This is a genomic window from Bacillus sp. SD088 (assembly GCF_017355205.1).
Taxonomy (GTDB): domain Bacteria; phylum Bacillota; class Bacilli; order Bacillales; family Bacillaceae_C; genus Lederbergia.
Genome location: NZ_JADIJK010000009.1, coordinates 18,548 through 42,289, shown reverse-complemented (window position 1 = coordinate 42,289; position 23,742 = coordinate 18,548). Strand labels below are relative to the sequence as shown.

Annotated in this window: 17 protein-coding genes; all 17 read left to right on the top strand. The window is 38.0% G+C overall.

Annotation, left to right across the window (positions count from 1 at the left end; translation table 11 throughout):
* Positions 1-40: 40 nt before the first annotated feature.
* The 17 genes from IPU53_RS09685 to IPU53_RS09605 all read left to right on the top strand — a co-directional run bounded on the left by IPU53_RS09685 (position 41) and on the right by IPU53_RS09605 (position 23,734).
* Positions 41-814 carry a sugar phosphate isomerase/epimerase family protein gene (locus IPU53_RS09685; RefSeq protein WP_207450233.1) on the top strand — a complete coding sequence of 258 codons (774 nt, stop codon included), beginning with the start codon at positions 41-43 and terminating at the stop codon, positions 812-814.
* Positions 815-1,183: 369 nt separating this feature from the next.
* A complete protein-coding gene (locus tag IPU53_RS09680; RefSeq protein ID WP_207450232.1) occupies positions 1,184-2,956 on the top strand; it encodes a cache domain-containing sensor histidine kinase in 1,773 nt (590 codons plus the stop codon).
* Positions 2,946-4,598: a response regulator transcription factor gene (locus tag IPU53_RS09675; RefSeq protein ID WP_207450231.1), complete on the top strand. Its 1,653-nt coding sequence runs from the start codon at positions 2,946-2,948 to the stop codon at positions 4,596-4,598. The genes IPU53_RS09680 and IPU53_RS09675 overlap by 11 nt, the downstream gene beginning before the upstream one ends.
* 97 nt (positions 4,599-4,695) lie before the next feature.
* The gene (locus IPU53_RS09670; protein WP_207450229.1) at positions 4,696-6,075 is read left to right on the top strand and encodes an ABC transporter substrate-binding protein; all 1,380 of its coding nucleotides are present in this window, start codon (positions 4,696-4,698) and stop codon (positions 6,073-6,075) included.
* 77 nt (positions 6,076-6,152) lie between these two features.
* Positions 6,153-7,049, top strand: coding sequence for a carbohydrate ABC transporter permease (locus tag IPU53_RS09665; RefSeq protein WP_207450227.1), 897 nt, complete (start codon positions 6,153-6,155; stop codon positions 7,047-7,049).
* Between the two features lie 18 nt (positions 7,050-7,067).
* Positions 7,068-7,967 carry a carbohydrate ABC transporter permease gene (locus IPU53_RS09660; RefSeq protein WP_242698202.1) on the top strand — a complete coding sequence of 300 codons (900 nt, stop codon included), beginning with the start codon at positions 7,068-7,070 and terminating at the stop codon, positions 7,965-7,967.
* 313 nt (positions 7,968-8,280) lie between these two features.
* Positions 8,281-9,579 (top strand): alpha-L-fucosidase, encoded by a 1,299-nt coding sequence (locus tag IPU53_RS09655; RefSeq protein ID WP_207450415.1) that lies wholly within the window; start codon positions 8,281-8,283, stop codon positions 9,577-9,579.
* Between the two features lie 24 nt (positions 9,580-9,603).
* Entirely contained in the window at positions 9,604-10,476 is an 873-nt protein-coding gene (locus tag IPU53_RS09650) for a sugar phosphate isomerase/epimerase family protein (protein WP_207450225.1), read from the top strand.
* A gap of 92 nt (positions 10,477-10,568) precedes the next feature.
* Positions 10,569-11,945 carry an alpha-L-fucosidase gene (locus tag IPU53_RS09645; RefSeq protein WP_207450223.1) on the top strand — a complete coding sequence of 459 codons (1,377 nt, stop codon included), beginning with the start codon at positions 10,569-10,571 and terminating at the stop codon, positions 11,943-11,945.
* Positions 11,946-12,251: 306 nt separating this feature from the next.
* Positions 12,252-13,577, top strand: coding sequence for an alpha-L-fucosidase (locus IPU53_RS09640; protein ID WP_207450221.1), 1,326 nt, complete (start codon positions 12,252-12,254; stop codon positions 13,575-13,577).
* 85 nt (positions 13,578-13,662) lie between these two features.
* Entirely contained in the window at positions 13,663-14,997 is a 1,335-nt protein-coding gene (locus IPU53_RS09635) for an ABC transporter substrate-binding protein (RefSeq protein WP_207450220.1), read from the top strand.
* Positions 14,998-15,012: 15 nt separating this feature from the next.
* Positions 15,013-16,713: an alpha-L-fucosidase gene (locus tag IPU53_RS09630; protein WP_207450218.1), complete on the top strand. Its 1,701-nt coding sequence runs from the start codon at positions 15,013-15,015 to the stop codon at positions 16,711-16,713.
* A gap of 106 nt (positions 16,714-16,819) precedes the next feature.
* Positions 16,820-18,160 (top strand): ABC transporter substrate-binding protein, encoded by a 1,341-nt coding sequence (locus IPU53_RS09625; RefSeq protein WP_207450216.1) that lies wholly within the window; start codon positions 16,820-16,822, stop codon positions 18,158-18,160.
* Positions 18,161-18,775: 615 nt separating this feature from the next.
* On the top strand, positions 18,776-19,744 hold the full coding sequence (locus IPU53_RS09620) for an ABC transporter permease (protein ID WP_207450214.1): 969 nt from the start codon (positions 18,776-18,778) through the stop codon (positions 19,742-19,744).
* A gap of 27 nt (positions 19,745-19,771) precedes the next feature.
* A complete protein-coding gene (locus IPU53_RS09615; protein WP_396019936.1) occupies positions 19,772-20,668 on the top strand; it encodes a carbohydrate ABC transporter permease in 897 nt (298 codons plus the stop codon).
* 97 nt (positions 20,669-20,765) lie between these two features.
* On the top strand, positions 20,766-22,394 hold the full coding sequence (locus IPU53_RS09610) for an ABC transporter substrate-binding protein (RefSeq protein ID WP_313886471.1): 1,629 nt from the start codon (positions 20,766-20,768) through the stop codon (positions 22,392-22,394).
* Positions 22,395-22,417: 23 nt separating this feature from the next.
* Entirely contained in the window at positions 22,418-23,734 is a 1,317-nt protein-coding gene (locus IPU53_RS09605; RefSeq protein WP_207450212.1) for an alpha-L-fucosidase, read from the top strand.
* Positions 23,735-23,742 lie beyond the last annotated feature (8 nt).

Here is a 23,742-nt window from a genome sequence, read left to right as displayed (position 1 = left end):
TAATAAGGATATGACACCGTTCTTAGAATGGAGGGAAGCGATGTTTAAGGTAGGTTTATGTTCGATAACCTTCAGGCAATTGTCAGTTGCTGAAGTGATTGATATATCAAAAAAGGCAGGCATCAGTGGTATTGAATGGGGAGGAGATATACATGTACCACCGGGAAATGTGGAAGGTGCCACTCAAGTCGCTTATTTAACAAAACAAGCTAACCTACAAGTTGCGTCTTACGGATCTTATTACCGGGTGGGCTATGAGGAAGACGGACAAGAATCTTTTGCGAAAGTATTAGAAACAGCCATAGCATTAACAGCTCCATCAATTCGAGTATGGGCCGGCCGGGTAGGATCGCGCGAAGCAAGTGAACAGGATAGAAAAAAGGTAGTGGACGATGCCAAAAGAATCGCTGAGTTAGCAAAAAATAAAATGATAAGCATCCATTTTGAATACCACCGAGGGACGCTTACTGATACGGCTGAGAGTGCTACACAGCTAATGGAAGAAATTAATCACCAAAACGTCTTTTTATACTGGCAACCTGCCGTCAATGAGTCTGTTCAGAAGAGGATAGATAGCATTGAAAGTGTTAGCCCTTGGCTATCGCATGTTCATGTTTTCTATTGGGAAAATACCAACCGACTACCATTCTCTTCAGGTGTAATCATGTGGGAGAAGTATTTAAATGCTTTAAAACGGGTGAAGGGGGAGCGCTACCTTTTAATGGAGTTTGTCAGAGAAAATAAGGTAGAGCAGTTTATGGACGATGTAGAAGTATTAAAAAGGATGGTTACTAATTTGAATCGACAATTTTAAAAAAAGAATATTAGAGGGGATTACCGAATTTTATTTGGAAAAGTGGGAGGTGAAAACTAAACGATTGATGCCATACTCAGGGTGGAGGAATGATGTTAAGGAGTGATTGGCAAACATTTTAACTGGGGTAAATGAACCTTAAAAAGTACTAGAACCTTTCAAAATACCAGCATATAATCATAATCATTGTCTAATGGAACCTTCCTACTGGGTGAAATTTATTTCACCCTTTTTTTGATAGAGTGATTCTATGAGATTAAAAGAATGGTAAGTAAATATAGCTAGATTTAGAAAACAGTTAAGATCGTGTGTCAGTATAGAGTTATGAAAATTTTAGGACGATCACCCCAAGTCAAGGAGGTTAGGATATTGAATCGTTTTTATAAAAAGCTGACATTTAGAAGTAAGCTTCGTCTAGCTTTCATTATTCTCGTTACAATTTCAGTTTCTTTTACGGGGTGGATTACATACTATATAACAGCTGATTTGTTGCAAGACAATGCTCTTAAAATGAACCAAGAAATGCTTAATAAATCATCCCAAGCCTTGGATGAAAAATTGAAGCAATTTCCAAAATCTTTAATGCTACTTTTTGTTAGCGATTCTTACAAAGATTTAATGAAAGATGTGGCTATTAAAGATAATTCTCGTTATTCTATTCACTATTCTGGATTACAAACAGTATTCACACAGCTAACTTTGAATGATGAATTATTAGAATCTATTCTGCTTGTGACCCCGATTGGGGACTTTTATTTAGCTGATGATGCACGGACGGGTACAGAGTTTAAAGAAACAAATATCTATAAACGGCTTCAAAAGAATAAACATGCTATTTGGATAGAAGGGCACAAAGATCCCTTTTTTTTCAGGGGGAATTCAGTGGTATCGTTTGTATTACCTGCTATTGGGGACCGAGTAGATATAGAAGATTGCTACATAGTGTTAAATATTAAGGCAGACAAACTTAATCGTTTTGTAATCAGCAATATTAACGAATCACAAGACGGTGTCACTGTGGTAAATGAGAAAGGGAACCCTATTTTCCCACATAGTCCCTTTCAGTATAATCAGCTTATCCACCTCTCTGACTTTATTGATCATATTAAAACAGGAGACGAAAGATCCTTTGAGTATGACCATAAGGGAAAACATTACTTGGTAAACTTTGCAAAATCGAAAGTCAATGATAAATGGACACTCATTAGTGTGAAGCCAAAACATAAATTACTTGAACAAGCTAGAACCATTAAATGGACGACAACGGCAGTTACTCTAGGGGCAATCATTCTTGCCATTATCATTTCCAATGTCTTTATCAAAGTTCTTATGAGGCCACTTATCCAGCTACAAAGCCTTATGAAGCGTGCTGGCCAAAATGATTTAAGTGTTCGTTTCTCGAATGATAGCAATGATGAGGTAACACAAGTTGGGTTGCAATTCAACCAAATGATGGAACAAATCCGTCAGCTTATTCGTCATGTGAAAAATGCTGAAAAGGAAAAATACAGAGCAGAAATCAAGGCGTTACAGGTCCAAATCGTGCCCCACTTTTTGTACAATACGTTGAATACGATCTATTGGAAGTCAACGCTTCATAAAGAAAAAGATGTACAGGAAATGGTAATGGCTCTGTCACGTATGTTTAGGTTGGGATTAAATAGCGGAAAAGAAATTACTACTGTGGAAAAAGAAATAGCGCATGTCACGCAGTATTTAAACATTCAGCAGAAATGTTACGAAAACTTATTTACATATCGGATAGATGTTGATGAGGAATCGGCGATTCGAGACCAACCAATATTAAAATTGATACTTCAGCCGCTAGTGGAAAATTCAATTAATCACGGTTTTAAGGACAAACGTGAAGGCGGTTTTATCGAGATCCGTCTTAGTAGGAAAAATGATTGGATGTGTATTACTGTATCTGACAATGGGGTGGGAATGGATACAGAAATGGTTCAACGGAATATAGAACAAGAAAACGACGCTCATAAAGGCTTTGCTTTGTACAACATATTTCAGAGGATCCAGTTGTATTACGAGAATAAAGCGGAGATGAAACCGGAAAGTACTCCAGGGTTGGGAACAACTGTGAAATTATCGTTTCCGTGGATGGAGGCCAAAAAAGATGAAGGGTGAAATGATTCGTTTATTGGTTATAGATGATATTAAAAGTGTAGTGGATGGAATTGCCAGTCAAGTTCCGTGGGAGCGGTATGGGATCCGAGTAATTGGCAAGTGCCTGAACGGTGAAGAGGGACTAAGCATAGTGAAAAGTCTCTCTCCAGATATAATCCTAACAGATATTCGCATGCCGAAACTAGATGGACTATCTCTTGCTGAGGAGACGAGGAAATCAATGCCAAGATGTAAAGTTGTCTTAATGAGTGGTTATGATGACTTTGAGTACGCGCAGCGGGCCGTTCGTCTTGGGGCTTTCGATTTCGTGACAAAGCCTTTTTCTTTAGAAGACATACTGGAAGTGGTTCTGAAAGCGAAAAACGCAGTCGAACATGAAAAGAGTCATTTGATGCATCTACAAAAGCTTGAGCAAAGGAAAAAAGAAAGTATACCCCTTCTTCGTCAGGAATATCTTTCTCTTCTTGTTCAAAGTGGTGGTAACGAAGACGTTAACATTTCTAATAGATGGAATTTTTTTGATATAGAGCTAAAACCACAGGATTTTGTTGTTATGTTGGTTACGATTGAAGAGTTTACAGAACACAAAATAGATTCGCCTGTAGGTGAAATTGAGCTGGCTCACTTTGCTATTCAAAATGTTTTGGAAGAAACGATTGCAAATTATACAAAATTTGTAGTTTTTCGTGAAACATTGGATCGTTATGTGATTATTTACAATGTCTTTTCGACTAATTTGTCCTCTGAACTTGCGGATAAATGTCGCAAAAATATAACGAATTTTACAAAGTTTACTCCCTCCTTCGGAATTGGTTGTCCGGTGAAGCAAATTGTAGAACTGTCATTATCATACCAACAGGCACATACCGCTCTAAAATACCGTTTTTACACAGGTGGAAATTCTGTTATAAGTTATGAAGATATCTCACTTACTGAACATCACATACCAAGGTATCCATCTAAACGGGCGAAGGAATTGGCATATGCATTGCAAACAGGAGATAAGGCGAAAATGATAGAAACCTTAGAGCAGATTCAAGACGAATTAGCTCACTCCGATTCTTTACCAAATCCAAGGTACTTGGTTCCTCTTTTATATGGTCTTGCCAACATGATGGTTCGTAGTGTAGCCGAAAAACTAGCTTACGAACAAGTCAAACCGCTTGAGGAGATGCTCAAAGAATTACAAAACGAAACAAACCTGTCACTTCAAAATGTATATACGCTACTTAAAAAGATAGGTAGCACAAGCTGTGCACTTGTGCAAAAGCATAGTAAATCACACACATATATGGTAATTGAAAGGGTCACTGCCTATATTCAGCAGAATTTGTCTGCTGATTTAACGGTCAATCACTGTGCGAAGATGATTTACCTAAGTGAAAGTTATTTTGCTCATCTATTCAAAAAGGTGACAGGTGTAAGTTTTAATAAATATGTAACGAGAGAACGGATTGAAAAAGCAAAAGAAATGCTCATACAGAACAAACAGGTTCAGGAAATTGCATCTGCCGTTGGTTATAAAGAGAGAAGGTATTTTAGCGATGTTTTTAAGAAAACAACTGGTTTGACACCTTCTGAATTTCGTCAAAAGACGGAAAAAACCATACCAATAGTGAATGAAAATAACGAACATCATTGAATATTATCCCTCGACCGTTGTTTTACAACATTTCCTATTAGAACAGAAACGTTTATTCTAAAGGTGACTAGAAATAAATCATTGGGGGTATCGTAAGATGATGAAAAGAACAATTGCTTTTCTTCTGAGTCTATTGCTTGTCATTCCCATTGCGGCATGTGGAAACGATGTCAATGGAAATAGTAAAGATGAAAAGTCAGATGAAGAAGGTACGAATGAGCAGAAGTTAGAAATCACTTATTGGTCTGGCGATCGTCATGATGCAGAATATATTAAAGGTCTCATTGAGCAATTCAATCAAACGAATGAAGACAATATTGAGGTTACACAGAAAATCATGTCCGAAGACTATGTCCAATCCATTGACCTTGCCTTTAGTAGTAATCAAGCGCCAGATATATTAAATCCAAAGTTTGATTTCATTAATATGGCAAAAAAGGGGTATTTCGAGCCGTTGGATGATTATATGTCTGATGAAATGAAAGAGCGTTTCAAAGATACTTTAAGAGAAAATGCAAACGTATACAATGGTAATATCGTGACCCTCCCAAATTATGGTACAACTATACGGCTTGTGTACAACCAAGAATTATTTAATCAGGCCGGCATTGACAATCCTCCTGAAACGCTTTCGGAAATGGTAGAAGCAGCCAAAAGGATTACAGAGGTTGGCAAGAAGGACGGAATTTATGGTTTTGCACTAAATTTCAAAAATCCTATCAGTGCCATGGAACGTTCGGTTCGTAATATTTTACAACGGAGCGGCTATGGAGTCGATGGATTTAATTTTAAAACAGGAGAATATGAGTTTGCTGGTTATAAAGAAGTCATCACTGCGTTTAAACAAATGTACGATGACGGAAGTATGCTACCTGGAGTCGAATCACTAGATATCGATCCGTTACGCGCCCAGTTCGCAGAAGGTAAAATTGGTATGTATCTATCGTATTCTGCAGAAATGGGTGTTTATGAAAATCAGTTTCCGACTGATATCGATTGGAAAGCAGCTCCAGTCCCAACAATTAATGGTGAAGTCAAAGGGAAAAATGGCATGAACGGTGGTCAATGGTTAGCTATTAGTAGTCAATCGGATCAAGAGAAGAAAGACGCAGCGTGGAAGTTTCTTAACTATATGTATAGCGAGGAAAATCTAATTAAATATGCAGAAACAGGTCTTGGCTTGCCAGTATTGCAAGCAGTTGTGGATAAAATGGAGGAACCGGATGTCTATAATTATGAGAGCTTCGCACCGACAACAGATGATGCAATTTGGCCAATAAAACCGAACGTCGATGGATCGCTTGAAGGTAGGAAGTATGCGGATGCCTTTTGGGAATATATCTTAGAAGGCGGAAATTTAGATGACATCATCCATGATTTGTCAAAAAGTTATAATGATGCCTTGAAGAAGGAAATTGAAAATGGCAATATTAACTTCTCACCTGATCCAAATTTTGATCCTTTAAATATAAAATAATTAATAACAGAAATAATTGGTAGGGTGGCATTCAAGCCCTACCAGATTATCCATTTTTGAGCAATGGGGGAAACTAAATGAAAAAACTTAAGCTTTATAGTACTGGTTATCTGTTTATTTTTCCTAGTCTGTTTCTAACACTAGTGTTCGCTGTATACCCCATTGTCTGGGCCATCCGGTATATGTTTTACGATTATCAAGGGTATGGTGAAGCCATATTTATTGGCATCGAAAATTTCACCCGATTATTCCATGACAAGCTTTTCTGGGATTCTGTTGTGAACACGTTTGTTTATGCTGGTGGAAAACTTATCCTTACCTTACCACTGGCACTTATTCTTGCTGTTATTTTAAACCGTGCCATCCGCGGCCGACAAGTGCTTCGAGCTATCTATTTTATGCCTACCGTTATTAGTGCAGCCGTAATGGCCGTGATTTTCTTCATCATTTTTAATTCTTATAATGGGTTGTTGAATAAGTTGTTGACAAATTTTCACATTATTTCCGAACCGATAGACTGGCTAGGTCCTAAATTTGCTATGTTAACCGTTATTTTAATTGCGGTTTGGGGTGGATTAGGCAATTATATGTTATTATTTCTGGCTGGATTACAAAATATTCCGAATGACGTGTATGAGAGCGCGGCGCTAGACGGGGCAAATGAGTTGCAAAAATTTTGGTACATCACGATTCCGATGTTAGGTCCTGTTCTTCAAATTGTCATTATGTATGCAATCATTATTTCCTTGAAAGGTTATGAAAGTATCATGGTATTGACTGAAGGCGGTCCTATAGGAAAAACAGAAGTCATGTTCTTGTATGTATATAAACTGTTTTTTCCTGTTTCTACCGGTTCCGGCGTAGAGCAGCAGTTTGGGTATGGTAGTGCCGTCGGATTTATGACAGCTGTGATTGTAGGGATCATAACAGTATTGTATTTTTATGTCTCCAAACGATTGAATAAACTTTATTAAAGCGAAAGGGGTAGCTTGATGCGTGTAAAAAATATTGCGCCTACCGAGAAAACCAATGCTTTTACAGCCAAATATTCATTTTCCCCTCATCGAATTATAGGATTTATCGTACTTTGGGTTTTTTTGTTATCGGTGGTAATATTCACTACCTTTCCAATTGTATTAGCCTTTCTTAATTCATTCAAAACTAACAAGGAAATTAACCTTGGTGAAACATTGCTCCCTAAAGTATGGCATTTAAGTAATTATATTGAAGCGTGGCAGCAGGCTAATTTTTCGATCTTTACTTGGAACAGCGTGTATATCAGCATCGCGTCTACTATTGGGACATTAATTGTGGCATCACTAGCTGCTTACGCAGTGGATCGAATAGCTTTCCCGGGAAAAAAATGGTTCGTCTTTATACAGGCGGCAACGATGTTTATTTCAATTGGTGCAGTTGTATTACGACCGCAGTACGACATTATGGTAAGTCTTGGTCTTAACAAGTCCCTTTGGGGAGTGATTATTATTCTGATTGCCGGACATGCTACTACATTTTTTCTTCTACTCGGTTTTTTCCGGGGAGTGCCAAAAGAATTGGATGAAGCCGCCATGATTGACGGTTGTGGTTATTTTAAGATTTATTGGAGGATTATCCTACCATTGATTACACCGGGATTAGGGGTTGCGGGGCTATTTATGTTCCGCCAAGCTTGGAATGAATACATTTTACCGCTCGTTTTTACGATGACGACACCGGAATTGCAACCCCTTACGGTTGGCCTCGCTAATCTCAGATACGGATCTTCCGGAGATGCAGCACAGATGCATTTAATGTTAGCCGGGGCGTGCATTTCCATTTTGCCTATTCTTATAGTTTATGTATTCGCCAATAAATCATTCATGCAAATGTCTGCCGGGTCACTTAAAGGTTAGTTTTAGTAGGAGTAGAGATCGACGTGAACATCAAAGTGGCCCTGTACAGCATTCACACTATAAACAGTGTTTTTTACTCCATATGACAAAAAAATAGTTGATGGCCGTAATGGTATCAACTGTCTTGCCTTGTTTATTTTTCATAGTTATTGCAAAAGTTGGGAGTAGGGTGATCCGTTTTATGGAAAAAAGAAACGAATAAATCAAATGGACTTTCCATAAACGAATTGACAGGGATGTGTCTTGATGTTACCCTGATATTACCGGTAACAAATTCGTTGCAGTCCAATTGAAAACACTTTCTAACAATCAAATGTTTCGGGATGGGGTGTCTGAATTGAATGATCGCGCTAAAAGAACTAAGTGGTTTTTAGAAGACCGTTTTGGCCTATTCATCCATTGGGGATTGTATGCGATTCCAGCTAGAGGAGAATGGGTTCGTAGTTTTGAAAAGATGAGTAATCAAGATTATCAATCGTATTTTGAAGAATTCAACCCAACTCACTATAAGCCGAAAGAGTGGGCGAAAGCAGCAAAGGCAGCAGGACAGAAATATGCTGTTTTAACAACGAAGCATCATGATGGTTTTTGCTTGTTTGATAGTCAATTGACCGATTATAAATCCACTAACACGCCGGCCAAAAGGGATTTAGTGCGAGAATATGTAGAGGCTTTTCGAGAAGAAGGTTTAAAAATAGGATTTTATTACTCTATCATTGATTGGTACCATGAGGACTATCCAGCCTACGGTGATCGCCAGCATCCAATGAGAGATCATGAGGATTTTAAAAATAAGACCGTTGATTTTGATCGCTATCTTGAGTATATGCATGGGCAAGTAAAAGAATTGCTTACCAACTACGGGAAAATCGATGTGATGTGGTTTGACTTTTCATATGATGATATGACAGGAGAAAAATGGAAGGCAACAAAATTAATCAACATGATTAGGGGGGTGCAACCTGAAATTATCATTGATAACAGACTTGGTGGCAACATTATGTCAGCTAATCCGGAGGTGTACGCTGGTGATTTCTACTCACCAGAACAAATCATTCCTCCTCAAGGCATATTAAATGAAGCAGGTGAGCAGGTTCCTTGGGAAGCTTGCATTACGTTAAATGATCATTGGGGCTATCATGCAAAAGATAAAAACTATAAATCAGCGAAACAAGTGATTCGCACACTTGTGGAATGTGTCAGTAAAAATGGGAATTTACTTTTAAATGTTGGTCCAGATGCGAAAGGGATCGTTCCAAAAGAGTCCATTGATATTTTAGCAGAAGTTGGGCAGTGGATGGATCGAAACGGTGCAAGCATCTATGGATGTAAAGCAGCTGATTTGCCAAAGCCAGAATGGGGGCGCTATACGCAAAAAGGCAATACATTATATGCCCACGTTTATGATCGAGGGATTGGTCCGATTTACTTCGCAGGTCTAAAAGATAGAATAAAAAAAGCGAGATTGCTAGCGGATGGATCAGAGTTAAAAGTCATGACACCATGGATGGCGGAGCGCTATTCCGATGAATCCGGTGCTTTTATTACTTTGTCGGGCGCACGTTTGCCAGATGACAATGATACCGTGATTGAGCTGGAATTGTACGAATAAAAGGAATTGAAAGGATTGTTCAATATGAAGATAGGTTTAAGTACATATAGTTTGTTGGGTGCGATTAATAAAGGAGAAATGACGGTATTAGATGTTGTCCAATGGATTGCAGATAACGGAGGAGAACATATGGAAATCGTTCCATATGGCTTTACCCTAGTTGATAATCTCGAACTCGCTGATGCTGTACGTGATAAAGCAAAAGAAGTGGGCATTGAGATATCGAATTATTCGATGCCAGCCAACTTTGTCCAAGAAACAGAAGCAGAGTTTAATCAAGAGGTAGCTAGAATTAAGGAGCATGTGGACTTGCTGCATCGAATGGGGATCAAGCATATGCGACATGATGTAACAGCGTTTACTTTACCACCAGAAAAAATCACAATTGAATGGTTTGAGAAAAACCTACATTCTATGGTAGAAGGCAGTCGGCAAATTGCAGATTATGCCGCACAATTTGGTATTACGACAACCATTGAGAATCATGGACAATGTGTGCAACATAGTGACCGGGTGCAAAGGGTTGTATTAGAGGTAGATCGACCAAATTTTAAAACAACGGTTGATGTCGGAAACTTCCTTTGCGTAGATGAAGACCCGATTGTAGGGGTAAAGAAAAATTTACCATTTGCTTCTCTTGTCCATTTTAAAGATTTTTATATTCGCCCTTATTATGAAAATCCTGGCGGTGGTAAATGGTTTACATCAGCGAATGGCAACTATTTAAGAGGTTCGATTGTTGGGCAAGGAGATGTGAATATACGTCAAATTGTAAAACTAATCAAGGATTCAGGTTATGATGGCAACATCACCCTTGAGTTTGAAGGGATGGAAGAATGTAGAGAAGCTTCCAAAATAGGGATGGAGAATCTAAAACGTTTCTGGGGAGAGGTTTAAGGGAGGATATCGGGTGATGCTTATCATCCGATATTCTAAAAACTATTTGTAAGCGGTATCATCAAATCATCATAAAGGAAGGAGATGAAATAATGGTTAAGACCTATGAAAAAGTGGACATGATTGAGCATGGTGTGCATAAATACAGTGCAGCAAAAAATTGGGTAAAACCAAAAGACCCTTTATTATTAGAGAGATTGGAGTGGTTTAAGGACCAAAAATTAGCTCTAATGATCCATTGGGGTCCGAATTCACAACTTGGGGTAGGAATGTCCTGGCCACTTAGTGATGATGATAAAGAATGGTCGCGAGAAACGGTCGATTGGACGGACGATGATGAAGAGTTTAAACGCCAATACATTGATTTAAATAAAACTTTTAATCCTATTCGTTTTCAACCGGATGTATGGGCTGATTTAGCTGCGAAAAACGGATTTAAATATTTGATTTTCACAACCAAACATCATGATGGATTCTGCTTGTGGGATACAAAAACAACGGATTATCGTATTACCGCAAAGGATTGTCCGTTTCATACCCATAAATATGCAGACATTACGAAAAATGTGTTTAATGCTTTTCGTGAAAAAGGTTTAGGGATTGCAGCCTATTTTTCAAAACCAGATTGGCATTCACCATATTACTGGGCGCCTGGGATGGAAAGAGGTAGCTTTACGGATCGTAATCCCTCCTATGACCCAGAAGAGTACCCATGGTTATGGGAAAAGTTTACTGAGTTCACACATGAACAAATGCTAGAATTAGTTTCTAATTATGGATCGATTGATATACTGTGGTTAGATGGTGGACAAGTGAATGGGGGAAAACAGAATATTAAGCTTGGGGAGGTTGTTGGGAAAGCGCGAAAAATAAAGCCTGATTTGATTGTAGCTGATCGAACCATTGGCGGTGACTTTGAAAACTATCTTACACCAGAACAAACGATACCAGAACATGCGCTTGATGTACCTTGGGAAAGCTGTATCACGATTGGTAAAACCTTTTGTTATCGATATGATGATCACTATAAGTCATTGCAGGAGATTATTCATATATTAATAGAAGTCGTTGCCAAAGGTGGGAATTTAGCGCTTAATGTATCACCACAACCAGATGGCAGGTTACCAATAGAAGCAATTGAACGAATGAAAGATTTAGGAAAATGGCTTGATAAATATGGGGAGGCAATTTATAAAACAAGAATTTGTGCCCCTTATTTCACAGGAAAATTTGCTTTTACGAAAAGGGAAGATGCCGTTTATTGTTTTAGACTTTATCGGGCAGATGAACAAAGGGAAAAGTACTTAACAATACCTTTTAAAGAAGAAGTTCAACAAATTGATATAGTCGGTGAAGAAGAAAATATTCCTTTTGATACTTCAGATGACGGTTTAACTATAAGAATACTTAATAATAAGCAAAGTAATGAATCCCCTATTGTTGATGTATTTAAGCTAACTACACAATAAAGCCATTGTAGATGGGTGTTCGTATAAACGAGCAATTGGTAATGACGACGTGAACAGTTAGTGAATATCATGATGCAATCAGAATACCGATCATATATTGCGAGCTATACCTTTCTAAAATATCCTCGGTAATAATAGAGGGAGGTGACTAGAATGAGGGATCTGATGTTAATGGAAAGCATCCAAGCTTGCCCTTTCTTTTTACACGAATATTAGCAAACAATAAGTATTAAACAATTGTTTGTTTTAAAGGAGAATCCGACAAATAGGCAGATTAGATTAAAAGAATGCGAGGGAGATAATATTATGAATACACAGGGTATTTACGCCTCTGAACACAAAAATTGGCCAACTCATTACGGGAATCCAGAATGGTTCATTCATGATCGTTTTGGATTATTTATTCACTGGGGACTGTACTCCAGTGCCGCACGTCATGAATGGGTCATGAATCGAGAGAAAATTCACCCAGATACGTACAATAAATATTTTAAATTTTTTGAACCTGATTTATATAATCCGAAAAAATGGGCGGAGGTGGCTAAAAATGCTGGCATGAAATACTTTGTGATTACAACAAAACATCACGAAGGATTTGCCCTTTGGGATTCCAAACTAACAAATTATAAGGTGACAAATACACTAGCGAAACGTGATCTGTTATTAGAAATGGTCAATGCTTTTAGAGAAGAAGGATTAAAAGTAGGTTTCTATCATTCTGTTATTGACTGGCATCATCCAGAGTTTCCTATTGATGGTTTACATCCACAGCGAGATGATGAAGCATTTAAAAAAGAAGCCGCTAATCGCAAGATGGAAAATTATGTTGAATATCTACATGGGCAAGTACGTGAATTATTAACGAATTATGGAAAGATTGATTATCTTTGGTTTGATTTTTCTTATCCGAATGCTGATTGGGGCTGGTCAAAAGGAAAGGGTGCGAACGATTGGAAGGCCGAAGAATTAGAAAAAATGATCTTCGAATTGCAACCAGATATTATTCTTAATGATCGACTTGATTTAGGGCGCGGAGTAAAAACACCCGAACAATATCAACCAAATGGGCCACTTGTAGAGAATGATCAACCAATTATTTGGGAGGCTTGTCAAACACTCAATGGTAGTTGGGGGTATGACCGAGATAATTTAGATTGGAAGTCACCTGAAATGCTGATTAAAATGCTGATTGATAGTGTTTCGAAAGGAGGCAATCTCCTGCTTAATGTGGGGCCCAATGGGCGTGGAGAATTTGAACAAAGATCTGTTGATACCCTAAATGAAATTGGCGAGTGGATGCGAGTGCATTCGCGTTCTATCTATGGGGCAAACGCAAGTGAACTTGTTGCTCCCGTGGATTGTCGCTATACACAAAAAGGTAATCGTTTGTATTTGCATATCTTCTCTTGGCCATTTAGACACATCCATTTAGAGGGTCTAGCTGGAAAAATAGAGTATGCTCAATTGTTGCATGATGCATCAGAGGTTAAATATAAAGAACATGATCCTAGTGAAGAGGTGACACATATGACAACGAGAATTACACCGGGATCTGTCACATTGGAGCTGCCAATTCATAAGCCTGACATTGCGATTCCAGTCGTTGAGATTTTCTTGAAGGAAGAAGATTAATGGAAAGGAGGTGAAAATCTCCTTTCTATAAAATACGAATAAGTCGAATACAAATACAGCTATAGATAACTAAGGAGGACAAGTGATGAAAAGAAAGTTTATTTTATGTGTATTATTTATTTTTAGTATAGGTATGATCCTTTCTGCTTGCAGTAGTTCTGATAAATCAGGGGCTCAACAGGAGAAGAAAGAAGAAAAAGAGGAAGTTGTTACAGAGGTTTGGGATGAAGAAGGGGAGCCAACTACGGTAAAAGTCCTGTATCCGTGGGGGGAAGATGCATTTGAAGACCAAATCGTCAAACCATATAAAGACGAAATTCCAAAAAACATTACAATTGAATGTGTATGTGAGGCTGCTCAATTAGAACCGCTTCAGGAAATGAATGCGAAAGGAATTGTTCCGGATATTATTTTTGCCAATTGGGGAATTGAGCCACTTGTTGAGTTGGATATGTTGGAACCAGTCGATGAGTTTGTACAAAAATATGATGTAGATTTAGATGCATTTGATGATAGCGTAATTGCTACATACCGTGCAATGGACCCTGATGGGGAAGGTCGTTTAATCGGTATGCCGACAGTTGTTGACAGGCTTGGTTTATTTTACAATAAAGAAATTTTTGATCTGTTTGGGGAGCCTTATCCAGATCCAGAAAAACCAATGACTTGGGCTGAAGTCCATGACCTTGCCGCCAAGCTGACTGGAGAGAGAAATGGCGTTCAGTATCGCGGATTGGAAATGGGCTCAGGACTCACAACCTATGAAGCTACTGTTCCATTAAAAGAATTCGGAATTAATTGGACAGATCCAGAGACAGGGGAGGTTTTGATGGATGAATCTCCTGAGGTGAAACAGTATTTGGAGCTTATGAAGCAAATCTATAACATCCCCGGACTTTACGATCCTGCTAAAGAGGCAAGAGAAACAGATAAATTCGGTCAAAAAAATGCAGCGATGGCGATTTCGTGGCCAGGTTATTTTAGATGGGGATTAGGGGGAGTTCCTGAAGAAGCGACAATGATTGATGTAGCACCTATTCCAGTATGGGAAGAGGGAGGGCCGGGTCCATCATTATGGGCTCATCCATATGTACTCAACAAATATAGTGAGAATAAAGACGCGGGTTTTCAGGTGATGTTGGCTATTTCCACAGTAGACAATATGGATCCACTTACACATCCTAACAGTGAATTCAGTGAAGCACATGAAAACTATCCGATTTATGAAGGGAAGAATATGAAAGCATTTTGGAATTACGAAGGAGCGATGCCACCTGAACAAATTAGTAAGTGGGATGATTATGTTGACCTTGCTGGAAGCTTGGAAAAATTAGCAGAAGGAAATATGGACACAAACGAATTTCTGCGGATACTGAAGGAAGAATCTGATATCGCAATTAAAGAGGCCATGAATAATTAGATTTGGAGGTTCAGGATGTTAATAAAAGAGCAAACAAAAGAAACGGAACGTTTGAAATGGTGGAAAGAGGACAAGTTTGGGATGTTCATCCACTGGGGGCTATATGCAACCTTGGCAAAAGGTGAATGGGTGATGGCAGCATCCAAAATTCCTGTAAAAGAATATGAACAGTTTGCTACAGAGTTCAATCCCAGGGAATTTAATGCAAAAGAATGGGTGGGTGCAGCAAAACGGGCTGGGATGAAATATATCGTCGTTACAGCAAAGCATCATGATGGTTTTGCGATGTATCATTCACAAGTAGAAAAATTCAATATTGTGGACGCTACTCCATTTGGACGTGATCCGATGAAGGAGCTAGCTGAGGAATGTCAAAAACAAGGAATAAAGATATGCTTCTATTATTCTCATGTGATTGATTGGCATCATCCTCATTCTGTGCACGAATACTATAACAACACATGGGATTATAAACTTGAGGAAAAAGCGTTCTATAACTATTGGCATAATCTTGCGAAGCCGCAAATTAAAGAATTATTGACACAATATGGGGATATTGGCTTATTATGGTTTGATACGGCAGGTGGCTTATCTAAAAAAGATAGTAAAGAATTGGTGGAATTTGTTCATCAGTATCAACCGAATTGCCTAGTGAACAGTAGAGTTAGCCACTGGCCGAATATAGGAGATTATCAATCAAAAGGAGATAATGAAATTCCCATGTATGGAGAAGATTCGGGGCCATGGGAAACACCGATGACCTTAAATCAATCATGGGGATATAGTGATAAAGACCAGGTGTGGAAAACACCTGAATCCATTATCCGCAAGATGGTGAATATTGTCAGTAAAGGAGGGAATCTGCTATTAAATGTAGGTCCATCTGCTGAGGGTGTGATTCCGGGAAAATCGGTGGAAGTATTAGAACAAGCTGGAGAATGGATCGAGCGCAATGGAGAAGCAATATATGGTACAAATGCCAGTCCATTTTCGTATGAACTTGAATGGGGAGCTGTCACAATCAAGCCAAAAAGAATGTATCTTCATGTCAACAATGAAAAATGGACAGGTCACCTCAAGTTGTTTGGCTTAAAAAACAAGGTGCTGCGAGCGTATTTATTGGCAGATCAAGAAAAGGAGAATTTGTCCATCACGCAATCATATACAGAATCTCTGGATCATCATATCTTTGAGATCAATTTACCAAAGATCGCTTCTGACCAATATATTTCCATTATCGTACTTGAATTAGATGGAAATGCCCAAGTGGATGAGCAATTTATGCAACAAGTATCTGGTTCAGTCAATCTTGATTTAGTCCATGCGGAGACCGCTGTAGAAATGAATGAGAAAACGGCGAAATGGGATTTTAAAATCACACAGCCTGGCACTTTTAATGTAGTTTTGGTGAATTTTAAAAAAACAAATACCGTTTGGGAAGAGCATTATAATGAGGAGGTGAAGGTAGAAATAGCTGGCCAAGAGCTTAAAGGGATTCCTCAGGAAGATCAACTAATAATAGATTCGCCAGCATGTCAATATCCATATAGCGAGGTTCATTCTGTGCTTGGGTGTATTGATATTGTCGAAACTGGAAATTTTCCTTTAACGTTAACAAGTAATAAAATACGAGAAAAATCAATTGGCACGGAAATTTGGCAAGCCGAAGCAGTTAAGTTGCGCTCTATCAAATTAGTACCGATTTCTAAGCAATAAATGAATTTGTTTTCTCTCTTCAAATCATAGGGGTGGTAAACTTCTAGAAAAACATCTTGATAGAAAAGAGAATGAATAAAAACATTCTGATTTATGGGGGTTATCAATGATGTTGGTTCAAAAGAAGTTTGTGTTGATGATTTTTATGCTTGTTTTGCTGGTAATGATGTCAGCTTGTCATAATGACACAAAAGAAACTGTCCAAAAAGATGCTGAGACAACAAATGATCAAACCGAAGTTCCGGAAATGCCAGATGCCCCGATAACATTATCCGTTATGCTTCCCTGGGATGATGAAATGTTTGCAGAGTATATTAAAGATGATGTTGAAGAACATTTTCCGAATATTACATTGGAACTGATTGATCAAACAGTAGACGCCACAGGACTTGAAGAAACTTTTTCTAAAAATATGAATCCAGATATTGTGTTAGCACATAATGGCTATGAAGTTTTAAAAGAATTCGATGTCGCTTATCCTTTGGATGATCTTGTTGAACAAAATCAGTATGATTTAGACCGATTTAGAGAGGGACTTATTGATATAGCTCGTGCTCGCGATCCTTACGGGGAAGATAAACTTTATGGCCTGCCGTTTGAGGATCTTGTACCTGTTCTCTATTATAACAAATCTATTTTTGATCAATTTGGATTGGATTATCCAGAAGATAATATGACATGGGATGAAGTGATTGATCTTGCTAGAGAGGTAACGGGAGAGAAGGGAGGAACAACTTATCGTGGGTTAACATTTGGCTCATCATGGTACTATTCTTTCCCACTAAGCCAATTATCTGTCAATGGAACAGACCCAGAAACAGGTGAAGTTTTGTTTACACAAAAAGAGGAATTTACAAGATATTTAGATTTAATCGATCAGATTACTTCCATACCCGGAAATTTTGAGCAAGGAATGGAGTCTACTTTCGTAAATCAAGACGTCGCAATGACAATGCATCATTTAACGAATATATCAAGCTTTGTAGAAGCAGGAATTGATTTTGGGATGGTTAGTTTCCCAGTTTGGAAGGATAAGCCAAATTCAGCACCGTATAAATTTATTGGCCAGACTTTAGCAATCAGCAAGCATAGTGAGAATAAGCTTGCAGCATTTAAGGTCATTGATTACTTAACATCTGTAGAAAAACAAACGAAAAACGCAAGTGTAGGGAGAATTTCACCTTTAAAAGATCTAACTGTTATGAATCAATTTTTAAGTGAAGCATTTCCAGATCATGACTTTAATATCGAAGGTGTTTTGTCCGTTCCCCCAGCGGAACCTCCCGTTTATTCAAAATGGGGGCCAGATATTCAAGTCAACCCGAACGATTTTTATAGTGATATTGCCGTGGAATTTATTGAATCTGGTGATGATCCGACTACGGTGTTAAGACGGATGGAAGAAACTTATCAAACAAAGGTAGAAGAAGAGATGAATAAAAACTAAAATATTGTTCGCAAAGACTTCGTCAACTTAGTCTCAAGTTTTCTTTAATCAGTGGGGATGAAAAATCACCACTGTTTGAAGTTTTGTATTAGTATCTAGATAATTCGAAAAACTATTGACAATTATTTTTGTCGATGTTAAAGTAACATTACCGATAACATATCATGTCAACCGTGTGAAACTACCGCCTTGTGTATGCGCTAACGTATATAAAACAAGGCATTTATTTTAAATGTATCTTGCTTTGTAAGAGTGAAAAAATGAACAGGTATGAAACTAGCTGAAATGATGAGGCTGGGACAAAACTAAAATGTTAAGCTCAGAAAACGAACAACACATTATTTTAACGGAAGAAATATACTGCGGGAAGTAAGAGTTAGCCAAGACTCCAAAAGACAAAGCTCAAAGCCTGAGGAGGCTTGCCACCCGCCTGCGGAAAGCGAAGTATAGTTCCGGAGCGCGTTTTATACGCGCTAGTAGTTCGATTTTTTCTTTAGTGAAAACACTTTTGTCCCAGCCTCATCTTTCATTATAAATGTAAGCGATAATAATATATTGACTATTGCTATTATTTCTAGAAATCTGATTGCATTTTACTCTAAAGGAGGGTTTCACATGAGAAACATAGTACTAGCGGAAAAATCAAAGGGGGGTATTGCGCTTAAAAAAATAAAAAAGACTTCACCCATACAGGAAATGAAAAATAGCTGGCAACTGTATGTTTTATTTTTTCTTCCACTTCTCTATATTATTGTCTTTCATTATATCCCCATGTATGGCGCGACTATCGCTTTTAAAAATTTTAATCCTGTTCAGGGCATTTTAGGAAGTAATTGGATTGGTTTTGATCATTTTGAACGTTTTTTTAAGTCTCACGAATTTTGGCGAGTTATTAAAAATACGCTTATTTTAAGTTTTTACCAATTAATCGCGAGTTTTCCTTTTCCTATATTGCTTGCATTAAGTTTAAATTATGTAAACAAAAAACACTTCAAAAAGACCGTGCAGATGATTTCTTACGCCCCTCACTTCATTTCAGTTGTTGTAATGGTTGGAATTATCCTTGTGTTCTTAGAACCACAAGGGCCGATTAATAGTTTACTTACCATGATGGGAATGGAACCGATTCATTTCATGGGAAATGCAGGATATTTTAAATCAATCTATGTTTGGTCAGGGATATGGCAAAGTGTTGGTTTTGGCTGCATTATCTATTTAGCTGCCCTCTCAAGTGTCAGTCCAGCCCTCCATGAAGCAGCGATTATCGATGGAGCCTCGAAATTACAAAGAATATGGCATATAGATATTCCCGGTATATTACCGATAACAATTATTTTGCTGATTCTTGATATGGGAAACATCTTAAATATCGGCTTTGAAAAGGCCTTATTATTACAGAATCCTCTGAATTTAAGAAGCTCTGAAATTATTGATACGTATGTATATAAAGTGGGCCTTGTGTCGGCTGTACCCAATTATTCCTACGCAGCTGCGATCGGATTATTTAAATCAATTATTGGTCTTATTCTAATCTATTCTGTTAATAGGTTTTCGAAAAAAATAGGACAGGAAAGTCTATGGTGATGAATCAAAGGGAAAGAAGTGATCATAGTGAATGTTAATAGGGTCAATGATACAAGAGTTGATAAAATTTTCTCGATAATAAACCATGTGATTTTAAGCATTTTGCTGATTGTGTTTCTTTACCCTCTGATCTATATCGTGAGTTCATCCTTTAGTTCTTCAGATGCCGTGACAGCGGGTGAGGTGTGGCTATGGCCAGTTAATTTTAGTCTCGAAGGCTATAAAGCTGTTTTTGCTTATAAACAAATTTGGACGGGATATGGAAACTCATTATTTTATATGATAGCCGGTACACTCATTAATATCTCCTTAACCATACTGGCAGCTTATCCATTATCAAGGAAGGATTTCTATGGTCGCAATTTCTTCATGCTTTTATTTTTATTCACCATGCTTTTCAGTGGCGGGTTGATTCCTAATTATCTGCTTGTTAAAGAATTAGGGATGTTGAATACCCGTTGGGCAATGATCATTCCGAATGCAATGTCTGTATTTAATGTGATTATAACGAGAACATACTTTAAAATGACGATTCCAGATGAATTACATGAGGCAGCTAAAATGGATGGCTGTAGCGATTTCAGGTTTTTAGCAAGAATTGTACTTCCATTATCAGGGCCGATTATTGCTGTGATGGGATTGTTTTATGCTGTTGGTCACTGGAATGCTTTTTTCAACGCATTAATTTATTTGCGAGATCAAGATTATTTTCCTTTGCAATTAGTTTTAAACAATATTCTTGTTCAAAACGAAGTGGATCCTGAAATGTTTATGGATGTAGAATCACAGGCTGCGATTTCCGGTTTGCGGGAACTTTTAAAATACTCCTTAATCGTAGTGGCTTCTATTCCAGTCCTTGTCATTTATCCTTTTGTTCAAAAACATTTTGTTAAAGGTGTGATGATTGGCTCATTAAAGGAATAGCCTTCCTTGGATTGGCACATTTCCTGGTTTAGAAAGGGGGAAGACACTGTTTATATGTTCTGATCTATCATCCAAGTGATATGGAGGGGGGATTTTAGTGGAAAAGGTAAAATTATCTTGTTTATTCTTTGTTGTATTGACTTTTCTTGTATTTTTAACGGCTTGCAATAATGAGGAGAAAGCAGGTGGCAAAGCCAATGATACAAAAGACATTGAACTAACGGAGCCTGGGACATTCCCTATCACGAAAGAAAAAGTAACAATGAGGGTATTAGCACCTTCGCATGCTTTAGTAGAAGATTTTAAAACAAATGAATTCACAAAATGGTATGAAGAAAAAACCAATGTTCATATTGAATGGGAAGTAATCCCCAGTCAAAATGCAGAGGAAAAACTCAATTTAGTCCTATCCAGTGGTGATTTGCCAGATGTCATTATGAACAGTCCGGTTACGCTTTCACAATTAATGATTTATGGAAGTCAAGGAATGTTTTTACCTTTGAATGATTTGATTCAGGATTATGGAACAGATGTGAAAAGTTTCTTAGATGAAAGATCAGATATTTTAGAGTCGATTACGGCACCTGATGGGAATATCTATTCAATGCCCTACATCAATGAATGTTACCATTGTACATTGGCGCAAAAACTATGGATCTATCAACCTTGGCTTGATGAGCTTGGACTAGAAATGCCTGAAACAACGGAAGAATTCTATCAAGTTTTGAAGGCTTTCAAAGAACAAGATCCAAATGGAAACGGTAAACAAGATGAGCTTCCGATTGCTGGCAATAAAGATTTATGGCCTTTTCCTAGTTACTTGATGGATCCATTTATTTACAATGAAATGTATGTTGAAAATGGAAAAATTCAAGTCCCTTACACAAAACCTGAATGGAAAGAAGGGCTGGAATACATTCATCAATTGTATTCGGAAGGTTTAATGGCAAAAGAATCCTTGACACAGGATCAAGATCAATTAAAGCGTCTAGGAAATTCCAAGGAAACGATATTAGGAATGGCGATGGGATATTGGCAGGGTGATTTTATGACTGGTGGTGGCAATAGCGGGAAATGGCTAGATTATGTGGCCGTACCTCCTTTAGAGGGACCAAATGGAAACAGAGTTGCTTGGTATCAACCACCTGTACCAGGCAGAGCTTCTTTTATTGTTACGAATCAAGCGAAACATCCGGAAGTCGCCTTGCGCTGGGCGGAAGGATTCTATCAAGAGGAGATTACATTAAGAGCTGTAATTGGTGAAAAAGATAAGAATTGGCGTTGGGCTGAAGAAGGGGAAGTGGGAATTAATGGCGAACCAGCAAAGTGGGTGCGTTTAGCCTCCTATGGTGAAGTGCAGAATACTCACTGGGCGCAGCAAGGTCCAGTCATTAGAACAAACGAATTTAGATTAAGTGAAATGACAACAGATGAACAGCCCCTAGAAGCACTCCTTTATGAAGAAACGAAGGAAAAATATGAACCATATAAGCCTGATGAGGATATGATCGTTCCACCACTTTATTTTAACGAAGAACAATCCGCCGAACTAGCAGAGATTGAGGCAACGATCCAAAACTTTGTTGATGAATCAAATGCCCGTTTTATTTCAGGGGATGATGATATTGAAAAAGGCTGGGATCAATACCTTGCCACACTGGAAGGAATGAATTTGGAGCGTTACATCGAAATTTACCAAGAAGCATATGACGAGAAATATAAATAAACATTAGAGGAGGAGAAGAGATAATGCAAAAAGAAAGTGTTGCAGTTCAAAATACCAATTGGCCGGCTTATTATGGGAATCCAGACTGGTTTATTCATGATCGCTTCGGATTATTTATTCATTGGGGGCTGTATTCAAGAGCTGCTCGTCATGAGTGGGTGATGAACCGGGAGAAAATTCATCCAGATGTGTATCGTAAGTATTTTGAATTTTTTGATCCTGATTTATACGATCCACAAAAATGGGCAAGGGTGGCAAAAAATGCGGGAATAAAATATTTAGTGATTACAACAAAACATCATGAAGGGTTTGCTCTTTGGGATTCCAAACTAACAAACTATAAGGTGACAAACACCCCAGCAAAAAGGGATCTCTTATTAGAAATGGTCAACGCCTTTAGAGAAGAAGGATTGAAAGTTGGTTTCTACCATTCTTTGATTGATTGGCATCATCCCGAATTTCCAATTGATGGGTTGCATCCCCAACGAGATGATGAAGATTTTAAGAGAGAAGCCACTAATCGTAAGATGGATAATTATGTGGAATATTTACATGGGCAGGTACGTGAATTATTAACGAATTATGGGAAAATTGATTATCTCTGGTTTGACTTTTCATATCCGAATAGAAATTGGGATTGGTCAACTGGAAAAGGGGCGGATGATTGGAAATCTGAAGCATTAGAAAAAATGATTTTCGAATTGCAACCAGATATTATCCTCAATGACCGACTTGATTTAGGACGCGGGGTGAGAACACCAGAACAATACCAACCAAGTTCGGCTTTAATAGAGGATGGTAAGCCAGTTATATGGGAGGCTTGCCAAACATTAAATGGCAGTTGGGGATATGATCGTGACAATTTAGATTGGAAGTCACCGGAAATGTTGGTAAAGATGTTAATTGATAGCGTTTCAAAAGGTGGGAATCTTCTTCTAAATGTAGGCCCAAATGGGCGTGGAGAATTTGAACAGAGATCAATTGACACTTTGAATGAAATAGGCGATTGGATGAGGGTGAATGCTCGTTCCATTTATGGCGCTAATGCAAGTGAATTTACCGCTCCAGTTGATTGTCGTTATACACAAAAAGGTAACCGCTTATATCTGCATATTTTTTCCTGGCCATTTAAACATATTCATATAGAAGGCTTAGCTGGAAAAATAGCATATGCTCAATTTCTGCATGATGCTTCAGAGATCCATTATAAAGAACATGATCCAAATGAAGTGCACTCTCATATTTCAACTAGAGTCACATCTGGATCAGTTACATTGGAAGTACCTGTGCAGAAACCGAATATTTCTGTTCCTGTTATAGAGATATTTTTAAAAGATTAATCGTGTGT